The organism is Arthrobacter sp. FB24 (assembly GCF_000196235.1).
GTDB lineage: Bacteria > Actinomycetota > Actinomycetes > Actinomycetales > Micrococcaceae > Arthrobacter.
Genome location: NC_008541.1, coordinates 3,686,522 through 3,700,506 on the forward strand (window position 1 = coordinate 3,686,522; position 13,985 = coordinate 3,700,506).

Annotated in this window: 15 protein-coding genes; 7 read left to right on the plus strand and 8 right to left on the minus strand. The window is 66.3% G+C overall.

Going from position 1 to position 13,985, the window contains the following annotated elements; genetic code table 11:
* Together ARTH_RS16625 and ARTH_RS16630 are read right to left on the minus strand one after the other, a co-directional pair.
* On the minus strand, positions 1-804 hold the full coding sequence (locus ARTH_RS16625) for a metal ABC transporter ATP-binding protein (protein WP_011693106.1): 804 nt from the start codon (positions 802-804) through the stop codon (positions 1-3).
* Positions 801-1,781: a metal ABC transporter substrate-binding protein gene (locus ARTH_RS16630; RefSeq protein WP_011693107.1), complete on the minus strand. Its 981-nt coding sequence runs from the start codon at positions 1,779-1,781 to the stop codon at positions 801-803. Before ARTH_RS16630 ends, ARTH_RS16625 begins: the two co-directional genes overlap by 4 nt.
* 137 nt (positions 1,782-1,918) lie before the next feature.
* Between ARTH_RS16630 and ARTH_RS16635 the strand changes: the two genes are divergently transcribed.
* The 5 genes from ARTH_RS16635 (at position 1,919) to ARTH_RS16655 (ending at position 6,411) form a co-directional block, all read left to right on the plus strand.
* On the plus strand, positions 1,919-2,680 hold the full coding sequence (locus ARTH_RS16635) for a CPBP family intramembrane glutamic endopeptidase (protein WP_011693108.1): 762 nt from the start codon (positions 1,919-1,921) through the stop codon (positions 2,678-2,680).
* Positions 2,681-2,827: 147 nt separating this feature from the next.
* Complete coding sequence (locus ARTH_RS16640; RefSeq protein WP_011693109.1) at positions 2,828-3,268, plus strand: VOC family protein; 441 nt, start codon at positions 2,828-2,830, stop codon at positions 3,266-3,268.
* Positions 3,269-3,289: 21 nt separating this feature from the next.
* On the plus strand, positions 3,290-4,243 hold the full coding sequence (locus ARTH_RS16645; protein WP_011693110.1) for a 1,4-dihydroxy-2-naphthoyl-CoA synthase: 954 nt from the start codon (positions 3,290-3,292) through the stop codon (positions 4,241-4,243).
* A 25-nt stretch (positions 4,244-4,268) separates the two neighbouring features.
* On the plus strand, positions 4,269-5,426 hold the full coding sequence (locus ARTH_RS16650; RefSeq protein WP_011693111.1) for an AMP-binding protein: 1,158 nt from the start codon (positions 4,269-4,271) through the stop codon (positions 5,424-5,426).
* 103 nt (positions 5,427-5,529) lie between these two features.
* On the plus strand, positions 5,530-6,411 hold the full coding sequence (locus ARTH_RS16655) for a 1,4-dihydroxy-2-naphthoate polyprenyltransferase (RefSeq protein ID WP_011693112.1): 882 nt from the start codon (positions 5,530-5,532) through the stop codon (positions 6,409-6,411).
* Between the two features lie 2 nt (positions 6,412-6,413).
* Here ARTH_RS16655 and ARTH_RS16660 read toward each other — a convergent pair whose 3' ends face one another.
* Positions 6,414-6,743: a DUF4229 domain-containing protein gene (locus tag ARTH_RS16660; protein ID WP_011693113.1), complete on the minus strand. Its 330-nt coding sequence runs from the start codon at positions 6,741-6,743 to the stop codon at positions 6,414-6,416.
* Positions 6,744-6,803: 60 nt separating this feature from the next.
* On the opposite strand from ARTH_RS16660, the gene ARTH_RS16665 reads away from it, so the two are divergent.
* Together ARTH_RS16665 and ARTH_RS16670 are read left to right on the plus strand one after the other, a co-directional pair.
* On the plus strand, positions 6,804-7,268 hold the full coding sequence (locus ARTH_RS16665) for a PLDc N-terminal domain-containing protein (RefSeq protein ID WP_011693114.1): 465 nt from the start codon (positions 6,804-6,806) through the stop codon (positions 7,266-7,268).
* A gap of 380 nt (positions 7,269-7,648) precedes the next feature.
* On the plus strand, positions 7,649-8,590 hold the full coding sequence (locus tag ARTH_RS16670; RefSeq protein ID WP_011693115.1) for a hypothetical protein: 942 nt from the start codon (positions 7,649-7,651) through the stop codon (positions 8,588-8,590).
* A 170-nt stretch (positions 8,591-8,760) separates the two neighbouring features.
* Here ARTH_RS16670 and ccsB read toward each other — a convergent pair whose 3' ends face one another.
* Genes ccsB through ARTH_RS16695 form a run of 5 tightly spaced genes read right to left on the minus strand, consistent with a single transcriptional unit; the run spans position 8,761 to position 13,804 of the window.
* Complete coding sequence (gene ccsB / locus ARTH_RS16675; RefSeq protein WP_011693116.1) at positions 8,761-9,906, minus strand: c-type cytochrome biogenesis protein CcsB; 1,146 nt, start codon at positions 9,904-9,906, stop codon at positions 8,761-8,763.
* Entirely contained in the window at positions 9,906-11,723 is a 1,818-nt protein-coding gene (gene resB / locus ARTH_RS16680; RefSeq protein WP_043429996.1) for a cytochrome c biogenesis protein ResB, read from the minus strand. Before resB ends, ccsB begins: the two co-directional genes overlap by 1 nt.
* Positions 11,723-12,478 (minus strand): cytochrome c biogenesis CcdA family protein, encoded by a 756-nt coding sequence (locus ARTH_RS16685; RefSeq protein ID WP_011693118.1) that lies wholly within the window; start codon positions 12,476-12,478, stop codon positions 11,723-11,725. The genes resB and ARTH_RS16685 overlap by 1 nt, the downstream gene beginning before the upstream one ends.
* Positions 12,479-12,494: 16 nt before the next feature.
* The gene (locus ARTH_RS16690) at positions 12,495-13,097 is read right to left on the minus strand and encodes a TlpA family protein disulfide reductase (protein WP_011693119.1); all 603 of its coding nucleotides are present in this window, start codon (positions 13,095-13,097) and stop codon (positions 12,495-12,497) included.
* A 41-nt stretch (positions 13,098-13,138) separates the two neighbouring features.
* A complete protein-coding gene (locus ARTH_RS16695; RefSeq protein ID WP_011693120.1) occupies positions 13,139-13,804 on the minus strand; it encodes a histidine phosphatase family protein in 666 nt (221 codons plus the stop codon).
* Positions 13,805-13,985: the final 181 nt, after the last annotated feature.

Below are 13,985 nucleotides of genomic sequence, written 5' to 3' on the forward strand. Positions count from 1 at the left end.
TTAGTTCCTGCCCTGTTGCCGGAAAAGGTCCGTGGCTGGAAGGTCCGGGATTGGACGGTCCGTAGCTGGGAGGTCCCGGTTGAGGACGTCCAGGCCGAAGGCCATGGCCAGGTGCTCGGGCTGCAGGACCACCTCGGGCGGGCCGTGCATGAGGACCTTGCGCATCAGCAGCACGGCTTCGTCGCAGAGCTGGGGCAGGGCGTGGAGATCGTGGGTGGAGATGAGGATGGTGCAGCCGTCCGAGGCGAGTTCACGCAGCAGGCGCGTGATGGTGGCTTCTGAGCGCTTGTCCACCCCGGCGAACGGCTCGTCCAGGAGCATCATGGTGGCACCTTGGGCGATGCCGCGCGCCACGAACGCGCGCTTCTTCTGGCCGCCGGACAGCTGGCCGATCTGCCGGTTCGCGAACTCGGACAGTTCCACCCGGTCCAGCGCGAGGTCGACGGCCTCGCGGTCGGCCTTGGAGGGGCGGCGGGTGAAGCCCTGGTGCCCGTAGCGGCCCATCATCACCACGTCGCGGACGGACAGCGGGAACTGCCAGTCTACGTCTTCGCTTTGCGGGACGTAGCCGATTCCCCCTTCCTTGCGGGCCTTGGCAGGTGACGCTCCGTTGATGAGGACGCGGCCGGCGTCGGGCTTGATCATTCCCATGATCACCTTGAACAGCGTGGACTTGCCGGAGCCGTTCATGCCGATCAGGCCGCAGATCCGGGCGGAGTCCAACGTCAGGGACGCGGCATCCAGCGCCAGGACCTCCCCGTAGTGGACCGTGACGTTTTCAACCAGGATGGCCGGGCTGCTCATGATGCCGCCCCCGCCTGAGCACCAGCGAGTGCTTCGGTGATGATCCTGGAGTCGTGCCGGATCAGGTCCAGGTACGTGGGCACGGGACCGTCCGCCTCAGACAGGGAATCGACGTAGAGCACTCCGCCGAATTTCGCTCCCGTGGCTCCCACCACCTGGCGCATGGGGGCGTCGGACACCGTGGACTCGCAGAAGACAGCCGGGACCTTGTTGGCCTTGACGAATTCGATGGCCCGGGCGATCTGCTGCGGCGTGGCCTGCTGCTCGGCGTTGACGGCCCAGATGTAGACCTCCTTGAGGCCTGCGTCGCGGGTCAGGTAGGAGAAGGCGCCTTCACAGGTCACCAGGGCACGCTGTGCCTCGGGGACGGTTGCGAGCTTCTGCACCATCTCGTCCTTCACGGCCTGCAGTTTGGCCTTGTAGGCGGCACCGTTGGCCTCGAAGGTGGAGGCATTGTCCGGATCGAGCTTGGAGAAGGCCTTCACCATGTTGTCCACGTAGATCTGCACGTTCACCGGCGACATCCAGGCGTGCGGGTTCGGCTTGCCCTGATAGGAGTCTTCGCTGATGGACATCACCTTCACGCCCTCGCTCACCACGGCGTGCGGAACATCCAGGCCCTCGACGAACTGGGCGAACCAGGCCTCCAGGTTCAGCCCGTTGTCCAGGATCAGGTCCGCCTTGGAGGCCTTCCGGATGTCCCCGGGCGTGGGCTCATAGCCGTGGATTTCGGCGCCGGCCTTGGTGATGGATTCGACCTGCAGCTTGTCCCCTGCCACGTTCTGCGCCACGTCGGCCAGCACGGTGAAGGTGGTCAGCACCACGGGCTTCTCATCGCCTGGGCCTTGGCCGGGGGCGGCACCCCCGCACGCGGTGAGGGACAGGCAAAGGGAAAGGGCGACGGCGGCGGCCCCAGCAGAGCGAAGGACCCCGGTTCGGCGGACTACTTTGGCGCACCGAAACAGAAATTTAGGCATACCGAATATTCTACCCGGCGCCGGAAGTCCGCTGCAACGCCGGGGTCCAGCTCCACCCGCCGACTCGCATATGGCGTCGCCTTTTGCCGTTTTCACGACGTCAACTGCCAGGCAGTCGGGGAAGCTAGGCTGGAACCATGGGAACAGCTGTCCGCAATTCCCCGGCGCCACAGCCGGAGCTCTACCGTTTCTCTGCGCTCGATTACACCACCGTGGGGCTGTACGTGGCTGTCGCTGCGCTTTTTGCCGTTGCGGGCCCGCTGTTGCAGCCGCTGCTGCTTCAGCTGTCCCCGGACCCCACCACGGCCGTGTACTCGGTCAACCTGCTGTTCTACGGCGGCGTGGGAATCCTGGCCGTGGCCGCCGCCCGCCGCGTTGCCTCCCGCGACCTGCGCGTGCTGGCCACCAGGCCCTGGTTCACGCTCATCATGATTCCGGTGGCAGTGGTGGCCATGCTGATCCTGACGGCCATCCTGGTGGCACTTACCGGGCCCGTGCAGGGCTCCGCCAACCAGGCCAACGTGCAGGCACTCGTGCAGCAGGTTCCGCCGTGGCTGATCGTCCCCCTGCCGGTCATTGTGGGTCCGTTCGTGGAGGAGTACATCTTCCGACACCTGCTGATCGGCAAGCTGAGCCGGCGGGTGAACATCTGGGTGTGCTGTGTCCTCTCCACTTTCCTCTTCGCGGCACTGCACATCGTAGGCCAGGAAACCCTGACCCTGCCCGTGCTGATGCCGTACCTGGCCATGGGCGCCACCCTGGTGTTTGTGTACGTGTGGACCGGGAAGAACCTGATGTTCTCCTACTTCGTCCACGCCGCAAAGAACCTGCTGGCAGTGGTGTTCATCTACGCCATCCCGCCCGAACTGATGGAACAGCTGCAGCAGGTCCAGCCCTAAACGCGGACATCCCGCGTCGAGGGTGGCAGATCACGGCAGTTCCAGGCGGAAACACCGCCGCTAAGTGCGCACTCGCGGGGCACTTGCAGCCCCCGAACCGTCCTCCAGCCCCTTTCGGCGGGGACGCCGCCGTCGTAGTTTTGACCCATGGGACTCAACATTCAGATAGCAATCGACTGCCGGAACCCGCACGAACTCGCCGACTGGTGGGCGGAAACCCTGGACTGGGCGGTGGAGCCCCAGGACGAGGCGTTCATCCGGTCCATGATCGACCAGGGCTATGCCACCGAAGCCGAGACCAAGTCGCACAACGGCAAGCTTGTCTGGGCGACCGGCGCCGCCATCCGCCCGGTGGAAGAAATCGACGCCAAGGCACCCGCCCGCCGCATGCTCTTCCAGACCGCACCGGAGGAAAAGACCGTCAAGAACCGCGTGCACTGGGACGTCCGCCTTGAGGGCAAGGACAAGGATGTGGCCCGCCAGGAGCTCGAAGCGCGGGGTGCAACGTTCCTCTGGACGGCCAGCCAGGGGCCGCATTCGTGGCACACCATGGCGGACCCGGAAGGCAACGAGTTCTGCATCAGCTGAGGCGATTACTAGACTCGGTCTGTGAGCAACGTATTCCCAGCCAAGGTATCCGACGTCTTTGACCCCACCCGGTGGCGCACCGTGGCCGGCTTTGACGACTTCCAGGACATGACGTACCACCGGCAGGTGGAGCGGGATGCGGACGGCGCGGTGCTGCGGGACCTCCCCACGGTCCGCATTGCCTTCAACCGCCCGGAGGTCCGGAACGCGTTCCGCCCCGGCACGGTGGATGAGCTCTACCGCGCCATGGACCACGCCCGGATGACCCCCAATGTGGCCACCGTGCTGCTCACCGGCAACGGGCCCTCGCCCAAGGACGGCGGGCACTCGTTCTGCTCCGGCGGTGACCAGCGGATCCGCGGGCGGGACGGCTACCGCTACGCAGAGGGCGAGACCAAGGAAACCATCGATCCTGCCCGTGCCGGCCGGCTCCACATCCTGGAAGTCCAGCGGCTCATGCGAACCATGCCCAAGGTGGTCATCGCCGTCGTCAACGGCTGGGCCGCCGGCGGCGGGCACTCGCTGCACGTGGTCTCCGACCTCACCATCGCCTCGCGCCAGCACGGCAAGTTCAAGCAGACGGACGCCACGGTGGGAAGTTTCGACGCCGGGTACGGCTCGGCGCTGCTGGCCCGCCAGATCGGCCAGAAGGCCGCGCGGGAGATCTTCTTCCTGGCCCGGGAATACTCGGCCGAGGACATGGTGCGGATGGGCGCCGTGAACGAGGCCGTGGACCACGAACGCCTCGAGGACGTCGCACTGGAATACGCGGCGGACATCGCCCGGCAGTCGCCTCAGGCCATCCGGATGCTCAAGTTCGCCTTCAACCTGGCCGACGACGGGCTGGCCGGGCAGCAGGTGTTCGCCGGCGAAGCGACCCGGCTGGCCTACATGACCGATGAGGCCGTGGAGGGCAAGGAAGCCTTCCTCGAGAAGCGCGATCCCGACTGGTCGCAGTTCCCGTATTACTTTTAGCCCGTCCTACTCTGAAGGCAGCCCCGTGACTTCCCAGCCCCCGAACATCGAACCCGCACTTAAGGCGCTGGCGGATGCCCTCCATGGTGAGGGACCCGCCGTCGAACTTTCCGCCGACGCCGGCGGGAATGTTGTGGTCTCCGCCGTGGAAACGCCGGGGTATGAGGATGCCGCCGTGGTGGTGCGCACTTCCGGTTCCACGGGTGTGCCCAAGGCGACGGTCCTCACCGTGGACGCCCTGGCGGCCTCCTCCGTGGCAACCGCCTTCGCGCTCAAGGGCGAAGGCCAGTGGCTGCTCGCCCTCCCCCTGCAGTATGTGGCCGGGGTCCAGGTCCTGGTGCGTTCCCTCTTCGCCGGCACCCGGCCGTGGGCCATGGACCTCTCGGACGGGTTTACGCCGGAGGCGTTTACCGCGGCCGCGCAGGAACTCACGGACAAGATCCGCTTCACCTCGCTGGTTCCCACGCAGCTGCAGCGGCTGCTGGATTCGCCGTCGGCCGAGACGCTGGCCGTTCTGCGCCGGTTCAACGGCATCCTGCTGGGCGGCGGGCCCGCTTCGCCCGAACTGCTGTCCGCTGCCCGCGATGCCGGCGCCCGGGTGATCACCACCTACGGCTCCGCGGAAACCTGCGGCGGCTGCGTGTACGACGGCTTCCCGCTCGAGGACGTGCTGGCCCGGGTGGACGGGGACGGCCGGATCCTGCTGGGCGGCGCCACCCTGGCCGCCGGGTACCTTCACGAGCCCGGCCTCACTGCCGAGGCCTTCTTCGAGGAGGACGGCATCCGCTGGTACCGCACCAGCGACCTCGGCTCCATCGACGCCACCGGCAAGCTCACCGTTCTGGGCAGGGCCGACGACGTCATCATCACCGGAGGCGTGAAGGTTTCCGCTACGCACGTCCAGGCAGAGCTGGAAAAGCTCGACGGCGTGCTGGCGGCTTTTGTTGCCGGCGTCCCCTCGGCGGAGTGGGGCCAGGCCGTGGCCGCCTACGTCGCCGTGGAGGACAGCTCCCCCGCCGGCGTCGAAAGCTTCACCGCCAGGCGGCACGACGTCCTGGGCGTTTTGGGTGCCTTGGCGCCGAAAACCGTCCTCGCGGCCGGTGAACTCATGATGCTCCCCAATGGCAAACCGGACCGGCTGGGCATGACTGTTCAGCTGGACGCCCTGCATCAGGGAAAATAGAGAAGCCCCTCTCCGGACTGAAGCCGGGAACACACACCTTTTCGGCGGGTGGAACCCGCCTGCCAGACCGAACCGAACAACGAACCACATCGGAGTACTGACCGTGGCTACAGCCGCACAATGGATCCAAGGCGCCCGACCGCGCACCCTGCCGGCTGCCATCGCACCGGTCCTGATCGGCACCGCCGCGGCCTTCGACCTGGACGCGTTCAAGCCCCTCAACGCCATCCTGGCCGCACTGGTGGCGCTGCTGCTCCAAGTGGGCGTCAACTACGCCAACGATTACTCGGACGGCATCCGCGGCACTGACGAGGACCGGGTGGGCCCGCTCCGCCTGGTGGGCTCCGGTGCCGCGAAGCCGGAAATGGTGAAGCGCGCGGCATTCGCCGCATTCGGCGCGGCCATGCTGTTCGGCCTGGTCCTGGTGCTTATCACGCAGGCGTGGTGGCTGATTCTGGTGGGACTGGGCTGTGTCCTGGCCGCCTGGGGCTACACCGGGGGCAAGAACCCCTACGGCTACATGGGCCTGGGCGACGTGTTCGTGTTTGTGTTCTTCGGCCTGGTGGCGACGCTCGGCACCACCTACACGCAGGCGGGACAGATCAGCCTGCCTGCCGTCATCGGCGCGATCGGCACGGGGCTGATCGCCTGCGCGCTCCTGATGGCAAACAACGTCCGGGACATCCCCACAGACACGCAGGCCGGCAAGAAAACCCTGGCCGTGCGGCTGGGCGACAAGCACGCCCGCGAAAGCTACGTCCTGATGCTCGCCGTCGCCATCCTGCTGGTGGTCGTCCTGGCGCCGGGGCGTCCGTGGATACTCATCGTGCTGCTGCTGATACCCGCCAGCCTGATGCCGTCATGGCTGATGATCAACGGCCGGAAGCGCAAGAGCCTCATTCCGGTCCTGAAGCAGACGGGCCTGATCAACCTGGGCTACAGCGTGCTGTTTTCCCTGGGCCTGGTGCTCAGCCACGGCCTCTAGGGTCAGGCTTCCTTGCAGGGAGACTCTGTGCGAAGCGCTTCCGTGCGGGGAATTTCGGAACGGACGGTGATGTCCGGGTTCGCGTCCACCAGGGTGTCCTCGGCGTCCGCGTCTTCAACCTCTCCTGCGCTGCGGATGGGCTTGGCCCGGCCGGAGAACCGCTCGTGCAAGGTGGCCGTGGCGGCGTCGCGCTGCTTCTGGAAGAACAGGTAGCTGATGGCGAATGCGATCAGTCCGGCGCATACTGCGGAAAGCAAAATGCCGATTTGGAGGACGCTGAACAGCACGAACAGCGGCACAAAGAGTGCCAGTCGGATCAGGGAGTATTTCATAAAGGCCACAGTCCAAGTTTAGCCGTCCGGCGCCTGCGCCCCTGACGGTAGACTGGTGGTATGCCCCGTGTATTGGTCGCCGTTGCCGTTCTAGCCATATTCGTCTATGGCCTCGTGGACGTGATCCGGACTGACAAGCACCTCACCAGGGGCATCTCCAAGACAGCCTGGATCGTCGTCATGGTTGTCCTTCCCGTAGTGGGAGCGGCACTGTGGTTCATCATCGGACGGCCGCGCGGAAGCCGCCCGGCCCCGCAGTCGTACAGCCACATGACGGCACCGGATGATGACCCCGATTTCCTGCGCAACCTGGAAATCCGCCGCCGCAACCAGGCTGAAGCGGACCGCCTCAAGAAGCTCAAGGAAGAGCTCGAAGCCAAGCAACGCAAGACCAACGGAGGCGCCTCCGGCACGGGCACAGCTGAGGGCAAGGGGAAGCCCAACGGCAACCACCGTGGCGACAACCACCCCGAAGAATCGCACCACCCCGAAACCGACGCGCACGGCACCGACGAGGTCAAGTAAGCCCTTCCCCGGTCGCGCCTGCGCCCCGGTCCCTTCACACCGTTGCCCGGCCGCGGCTCCGGCCCGCGGCTCCGGCCCGCGGCTCCAGCCCGCGGCTCCTCAGCCCGCGGCTCCGGCCCGCGCCTCCGGCCCGCGGCTCCAGCCCGCGGTTCCTCAGCCCGCGGTTCCAGCCCGCGGTTCCTCAGCCCTTTGCCACTTTTGGCCGCTAAACCTCGCGCAGAGCGGCCAAAAGCGGCAAAGGGCCAGGTCAGAGTGCGGCGCGAGCAGAAAGCGGCGCACGGCCCGCCCGCCAAACATTCCGGACCCTCACTTGTCCTCCACACCGACGTCGGATTGTGGATACCCGCTATACCCGCACGCCGCCGGGACACAATGCTCCTATGCGCCGTCCACCAGAGCTCCCCGAGGCCCTCCGCCACCGGCCCTTCACACTGGAGCAGGCCCGATCAGCAGGCCTGACCCCGCGCCGGTTACGCGCCGGCGACCTGGTGCGGCCCTGTACCGGGGCACGGGTTTCAGCAGCGGCGGAGGAAACCCTGCTGCTCCGCGTCGCTGCCGTTGGCGCGGTCACTGGTGCAATTGCCAGCCATCTTTCGGCAGCCCTGCTCTGGGGATTTCCGTTGCCCTTGGCCTGCCAAAACAGGGACGAGATCCATCTGACCTTGCCCGTGGGCAGGCGGGCCCTCCGGCGCACGGGAGTTATCGGCCACCAACTGGACCTGGAACCTGCGGAAATCACAGCGGGAAGACACGTGCAATGCACCTCTGCCCTGCGAACCTGGTTCGATCTTGCCGGAATGCTCGAGCTCGAGGACCTGGTAGCCGCCGGTGATTTCCTGCTCCGGCGGAGGAATCCGCTGTCCACCCTTGCCGAGCTTGACGGCTTCCTGGCTGCCAAGGCGGCTAAGCCCGGTTACCGTAAGGCCATGCGGGCCCGTGTCCTGTTGCGGGCCAACACCGACTCAGCCAAGGAGACGGAAGTCAGGCTGATGCTGCGCCGCTACGGTCTTCCCGAGCCTGCCATCAACGTACCCATGTTCGATGAAACGGGCCGGTGGATCCAGGACCCGGACATGTCCTACGAGCGCGAGAAAGTGGCCATCCAGTACGACGGTGCGCATCACACTTCGGCTGTCCAGCGGCGGAGCGATATCTTCCGCGACGAGAATGCGCGGGAGGCAGGTTGGCGGGTGGTGGTGTTGACCCAGGCGGACCTCGACGTACTCGCGCCCGGCATGGAGCCGCGCGCCGTCACACGGGTCCGCAAGGCCCTCATGGAACGGGACTGGGCACCGGAGCCGGCCCGCCGTCGTCGCCGTTGACCTGGCGCAGCTCATCGCCCCTTTGCCACTTTTGGCCGCTAAGCCCGGGGCTTAGCGGCCAAAAGTGGCAAATCGTGCGTCAAGGAGCGGCGTCAAGGAGCGCGTGCGCCCGAGCCGCGAGTCGGCCCGAAGTCCCGAGCCGCGCGGCGTCACCGGAGTCCTGCGCCCGCCTACAGACCCGAGTAGGAGTGCAGGCCGTTGAAGAACTGGTTGACGATGGTGAAGTTGAAGATCACACAGAGGTAGCCCACGATCGACAGCCATGCGGCACGGGTGCCGGTCCAGCCGCGTGTGGCGCGGGCGTGCAGGTAGCCTGCGTAAACCACCCAGATGACGAAGGTCCACACTTCCTTGGTGTCCCAGCCCCAGAAGCGGCCCCAGGCCTTTTCGGCCCAGATGGCGCCGAACATCAGGGTGAACGTCCAGCCCACGAACGCGATTGCGTTGATGCGGTAGGACAGGTTTTCCAGGCTCAGCGCGGACGGTACCAGGCGCATGAAGCCCAGCTTGTCCTCGCCGCCGGCCGCGATGGCCTTCTGCCGGTGCGCCTGGACAAGCTGCAGGGCGGACATCGCGAACGTCAGTGTGAAGAGCGCGGACGACATCACGGCGATGGACACGTGGATGATCAGCCAGTAGCTCTGGAGCGCCGGCACCAGGTGGCCCACGGGCGTCCAGTAGGCCACGGACGCCGCGACTAGCATGATGATGGCCAGGCCGATCACGAACGTTCCCAGGAAGCGCAGGTCGCGGCGGATCAGCACCAGCAGGAAGACGGCAACAGCCACGAAGGCGCCGGTGGTGAGGAACTCGTACATGTTGCCCCACGGCACCCGGCCCGCACCAAGGGCACGCGTGACCACACCGGCGGCGTGGATCGCGGCGCCCAGCACCGTCAGGGCAACGGCAACGCGGGCGGGAACGCGGCGTTCAGCGGCATAGCGCATGTCGCCGTCGGCCGTCTGCCCGGCGCCTGAACCGGTCGTTTTGGACGCCCGGCCGGTAGCCGACGACGGCCGCTCGGCGCGGCCGGCCGGTCCGCTGACGTCCGAAGCGGCACGGTCGACGTCGGCATGGCTGGCATCGGCACGCTCAACAAAGGCTCCGGCCCCCACGCCGGCGCCCACCGGAACCTTGGCGGCGGCGGAGGCCGACGCCTGCGCCGCGGCGGCGGCTTTGAGGTCAATCGCCCGGAGCGCCTTGCTGCTCTTGGCCAGGTCCCAGGCAAAGGCGATAAAGGCAACGGTGTACGTGCCGGCGGCCAGCAGCATAAAGAGCTCGCTGTACTGGCCCATGGTTTCGTTGATGGGGAACATTACTGGTCCTTCTTCGACTCGGCTGAGCCTGCTGTTGACTGGATGAAGTCTTCTGTGCGCGATTCCGTGGAGGCTTCGTTGGGAACAGTGCCTGAAGACGCACTGTCCGCCGGGCCATTATCCCCCTGCCCGCTGTGAGCTTTCTGGGAGTCCAGGCCCCATTCGTCCGCCAGCAGTCCACGGATCGTCTCCGCTTCGGCCGCGAGGCGGTGGTCTTCGCCGCGGGCCAGGAGCCCGTACTCCACCATGGTGCGACCATCGGGGTGCGATCCCGTGCGGACCCAGACCCGGCGGCGGTTCACATACAGGGATGTCACCAGCCCGGCCACGGCGAGCAGCGCGAAAATCAGGGCGTACAGCTGGCCCGGGTTGTGGTGGATGTCCACGCCGATGTAGCGCTTCACGCCGTCGAAGCTGATGGAGCCTTTGCCGTCCGGGAGCGTGTAGGTGCTGCCGGGAGCCAGGGTGATGCCTCCGGCGTCGAGGTTCCGGGCGTTGAGCGGCGTCAGCTTCTTCACGTCGAGCTCGAAGACGTTCTGCGGGGAGCCCGCGTCGAGCCCGAGGTCGCCGAAGTACGAGTTCAGGGTGAGCTGCGGGTTGATCAGCTCGGGGTCCCCGCTGAAGGACACGCCTTCCTCGGTAACGAAGGCGGTGGGCAGGAAGAACCCGGCGAAGCCCAGCTGATCCGGCTTGGCGTCGGGAACCTTAATCACCACGGAAGAGTAATAGTTGTCGCCCTGCAGCTTGGCCACCACCGGGCCCTGCATGGCGACGTTGCCGGCGCCGTCGCGGATGGTCACCACGGGGGCGTAGCCGTTGCCGGTGAGGTAGATGCTGGTGCCGCCCAGGCTGACGGGATCGTTGACCTTCAGCACCTGCTTCTCCGCCGGCGCGTCCGGGGTTTCCCGGGTGGTCACGTCCGCTTTGAAGTCGATGGGCTGCCCGAACTTGCCCTTGGACTCACGGTCAAACGTGATCTGGAACTTGTCCAGCTGGATGGAGTACGGCTGGAGCTGGCTGCTCTGGAAGTTGGTGCCGGGGGTGAACTGGTCGTAGCCCACCAGGGTGTTCACGAAGGTGTCGCCCTCCACCAGGATCCGCTGCCCGCTGTACCCGAACAGGCCGCCGGCGGCCACGGACACCAGCACGCCGATCAGCGAGGTGTGGAACACCAGGTTCCCCACTTCCCTCAGGAAGCCGCGCTCGGCCCCCAAAGAGGGCCGCGCGCCGTCGTCGTCCCTGACATCCACGCGGTAACCGCGCTTCTTCAGCTTCGCGGCAGCGTCCGCAATAGCGCGCGACGCCGGGATCCCGGCGTCCGCGGGGATCACCAGTGTGCCGTACTCGGGCAGGCGGGAGAGCCTGGCCGGAGTGCGCGGTGGCTGGGAGCGCATTGCCTTGTAGTGGGCAATCGCCCGGGGAACCACGCAGCCGATCAGCGAGATGAACAGCAGGATGTAGATGGCGGAGAACCAGGCGGAGGAGTAGACGTCGTAGAGCTGGAGGGAGTCCAAGATCTTGCCGTACTCGGGGTGGTCCTTGATGTACTGCGTGACGATGGAGGGGTTCGCCGGACGCTGCGGAAACAGGGACCCGGGCACCGCGGCAACGGCCAGCAGCAGCAACAGGAACAGCGCGGTGCGCATGCTGGTCAGCTGGGTCCAGGCCCACCGGAGCATGCCCTTGAGTCCCAGCGCAGGAAGGGCGGCTTCCGCCTTGGCCTTGGCCACGGGGGTCGCTGCCGCGTTGTCGGGGGAAGCGTTCTCCGCTTTGTCTGCAGGAGCAGGTCTCTTCTTTTCGTTCACTCGCTCGCTCATCAGATCGGCAATTTCACATCGGTTTGGAACCAGTACTGCAGCCCGGAAACCCAGGCACCCCATACCCCGCTGGCCATCAGCAGGCCGAGGACCACCAGGATTCCCCCGCCGATCCGCTGGATGGCGAGCCGGTGCTTGCGGAAGAAGGACATCACTCCGACGCCGCGGCGCACGGCCAGGGCAATCAGCAGGAACGGGATGCCCAGGCCCAGGCTGTAGACGAAGGCAAGGAACGCGCCCTTGGCGGCGGAGGACCCACCGGACATGCTGAGCAGCTGGACCGCGGAGTACGTGGGCCCGATGCATGGCGCCCACCCCAGTCCGAAGGTGATGCCCAGCAGCGGTGCGCCCCATAGCCCGGCAGGGGGTTTGGCGTGGATCTTGGCGTCCCGCTGCAGCCAGCTGAAGCCGCCCATGAACACCACGCCCATGATGATCACGAGGATGCCCAGCACCTGGGTGATCCAGGCGTTCTGGCCGCCGCTGATCATGGATCCCAGCTGTCCGAACGCTCCGCCCAGCAGGACGAAGATCACCGAGAAACCGAGCACGAACAGGCCGATTCCGGCCAACATCCGGCCGCGCTTCTGCTTCTCCAGGTCCACGCCCGTCAGTCCGGTGACATAGCCCAGGTAGCCCGGAACCAGCGGCAGGACGCACGGCGATAGGAAGGAGACGAGTCCGGCGAGCAGTGCCACGGGAATGGCAAGCAGCAGGGAACCGTTCAGGATGGCTTCGGCGAAGGGGCTGTTCACGGTGTGGGCGCCGCCGTTACTCTGCCACGGCGGCGGTAATGAGGGCCTTGAGCGTGCCCTTTTGGATTTCGCCCAGGACCCGGGACGCTACCCGGCCCTGCTTGTCCAGCACCAGCGTGGTGGGGACGGCCCCGGGAGGAACCAGCCCGGAGACGGCCAGGAGTACGCCGCCGTCCTTGTCATTGAAGCTGGGGTAGGTCAGGTTGAAGGTCTTGTCGAATGCCTCGGCGGCGGCCTTCTCATCGCGGAGGTTCACGCCGTAGAACTGCACGCCCTGCTCCTTGAATTCCTGGTGGAGGGCTTCCAGCGACGGGGCTTCGACACGGCACGGCGCACAGGCAGCGAACCAGAAGTTGAGCACGGTCACCTTGCCGACGAAGTCCGCGGGTTCCACGGCGGTGCCGTCGAAGAGAGTCCCCTTGATGGTGACGGCGGATTTCCGGTCGGCAGCGGCGAATTCGGTCACGGAGCCGTCACCGGCCACATAGTTCTTGTTGTCCCCGGCCTTGGCCTGTTTGGCCAGTGCATCCTCCTGGGCGCACGCGGAAAGCCCCAGGGTAAGGGCGGCCAGCCCCAGGCCGCCCGCGGCCAGGACACTGCGGCGCGAGGCGGAGCGCATCACGTCATCACCTGCATTGCGGGATTTGAATCCGGCCACCGTCAGGCCCCCGGAGTGTTTGAAGCGCCGGGCAGGAGTGCGGCAGCAGGCTCGCTGTATTCCACGCGGAGCAGGGTGCCGTCGTCGTCGAACACCAGGGAGGTGATGGACGTCAGGGTGCACTCGCGCTTGCGCGGGTCATGCCAGAGAGGCTTGCCTTCGGCGCTCAGGCGGGTGGACCAGATGGGGAGCTGGTGGCTGACCAGGATTGCCTCGGCCTGGTCGCCACCCAGCTCGATGGCACGGCGGCGGGCGTCCTGCACCGCGGCGATGACGCGGGCCGCCTGGTCCTTGTACGGCTCACCCCAGGACGGGACAAACGGGTTGCGCAGGTACGGCCAGTGCTTGGGCTTGAGGAGCTCGGCCTTGTTGACCCGGGTGCCTTCGAAGTGGTTGCCGGCTTCGATGATGCGGGCCTCGGTGTGGATTTCGAGGTTCAGCGCGTCTGCAATGGGCAGGGCGGTTTCCTGCGCGCGGGTAAGCGGCGAGGCCACCAGGTGCACGATCTTAGCCCCGCCGGCCACGCGGTCGCTGAAGTGCGCAGCGAGCGTCCTGGCCATCTGCTGCCCGAGTTCGGAGAGGTGGAATTCCGGCAGCCGTCCGTAGAGGATGCCGTCCGGATTATGGACCTCGCCGTGACGAAGGAGATGAACAGTGGCTTGGGGCATGTGTACCAGTTTCTCAAAGATGTCGGGCGATCTGAAATCTTCTACAAGAAGTAGAACTGAGAAGTTTTGAAGAATGTTCCCCGGAGTTGGAATAAAAGATGCAAATGCATGTTTATACTGGGTGAAGCAGTTAGTTGAGACTTCAACCAAGACGTCTCGGCTGGCGATCAGATGTCCTTCC

What these genes read in the sequence shown, in the direction of transcription:
- ARTH_RS16640 (WP_011693109.1), top strand. Translation starts at nt 2,828, where the DNA reads ATGGGACTCAACATTCAGATAGCAATCGACTGCCGGAACCCGCACGAA.
- ARTH_RS16660 (WP_011693113.1), bottom strand. Translation starts at nt 6,743, where the DNA reads ATGAAATACTCCCTGATCCGACTGGCACTCTTTGTGCCGCTGTTCGTG.
- ARTH_RS16625 (WP_011693106.1), bottom strand. Translation starts at nt 804, where the DNA reads ATGAGCAGCCCGGCCATCCTGGTTGAAAACGTCACGGTCCACTACGGG.
- ARTH_RS16630 (WP_011693107.1), bottom strand. Translation starts at nt 1,781, where the DNA reads ATGCCTAAATTTCTGTTTCGGTGCGCCAAAGTAGTCCGCCGAACCGGG.
- ccsB (WP_011693116.1), bottom strand. Translation starts at nt 9,906, where the DNA reads ATGTTCCCCATCAACGAAACCATGGGCCAGTACAGCGAGCTCTTTATG.
- ARTH_RS16665 (WP_011693114.1), top strand. Translation starts at nt 6,804, where the DNA reads ATGCCCCGTGTATTGGTCGCCGTTGCCGTTCTAGCCATATTCGTCTAT.
- resB (WP_043429996.1), bottom strand. Translation starts at nt 11,723, where the DNA reads ATGAGCGAGCGAGTGAACGAAAAGAAGAGACCTGCTCCTGCAGACAAA.
- ARTH_RS16635 (WP_011693108.1), top strand. Translation starts at nt 1,919, where the DNA reads ATGGGAACAGCTGTCCGCAATTCCCCGGCGCCACAGCCGGAGCTCTAC.
- ARTH_RS16690 (WP_011693119.1), bottom strand. Translation starts at nt 13,097, where the DNA reads ATGCGCTCCGCCTCGCGCCGCAGTGTCCTGGCCGCGGGCGGCCTGGGG.
- ARTH_RS16670 (WP_011693115.1), top strand. Translation starts at nt 7,649, where the DNA reads ATGCGCCGTCCACCAGAGCTCCCCGAGGCCCTCCGCCACCGGCCCTTC.
- ARTH_RS16695 (WP_011693120.1), bottom strand. Translation starts at nt 13,804, where the DNA reads ATGCCCCAAGCCACTGTTCATCTCCTTCGTCACGGCGAGGTCCATAAT.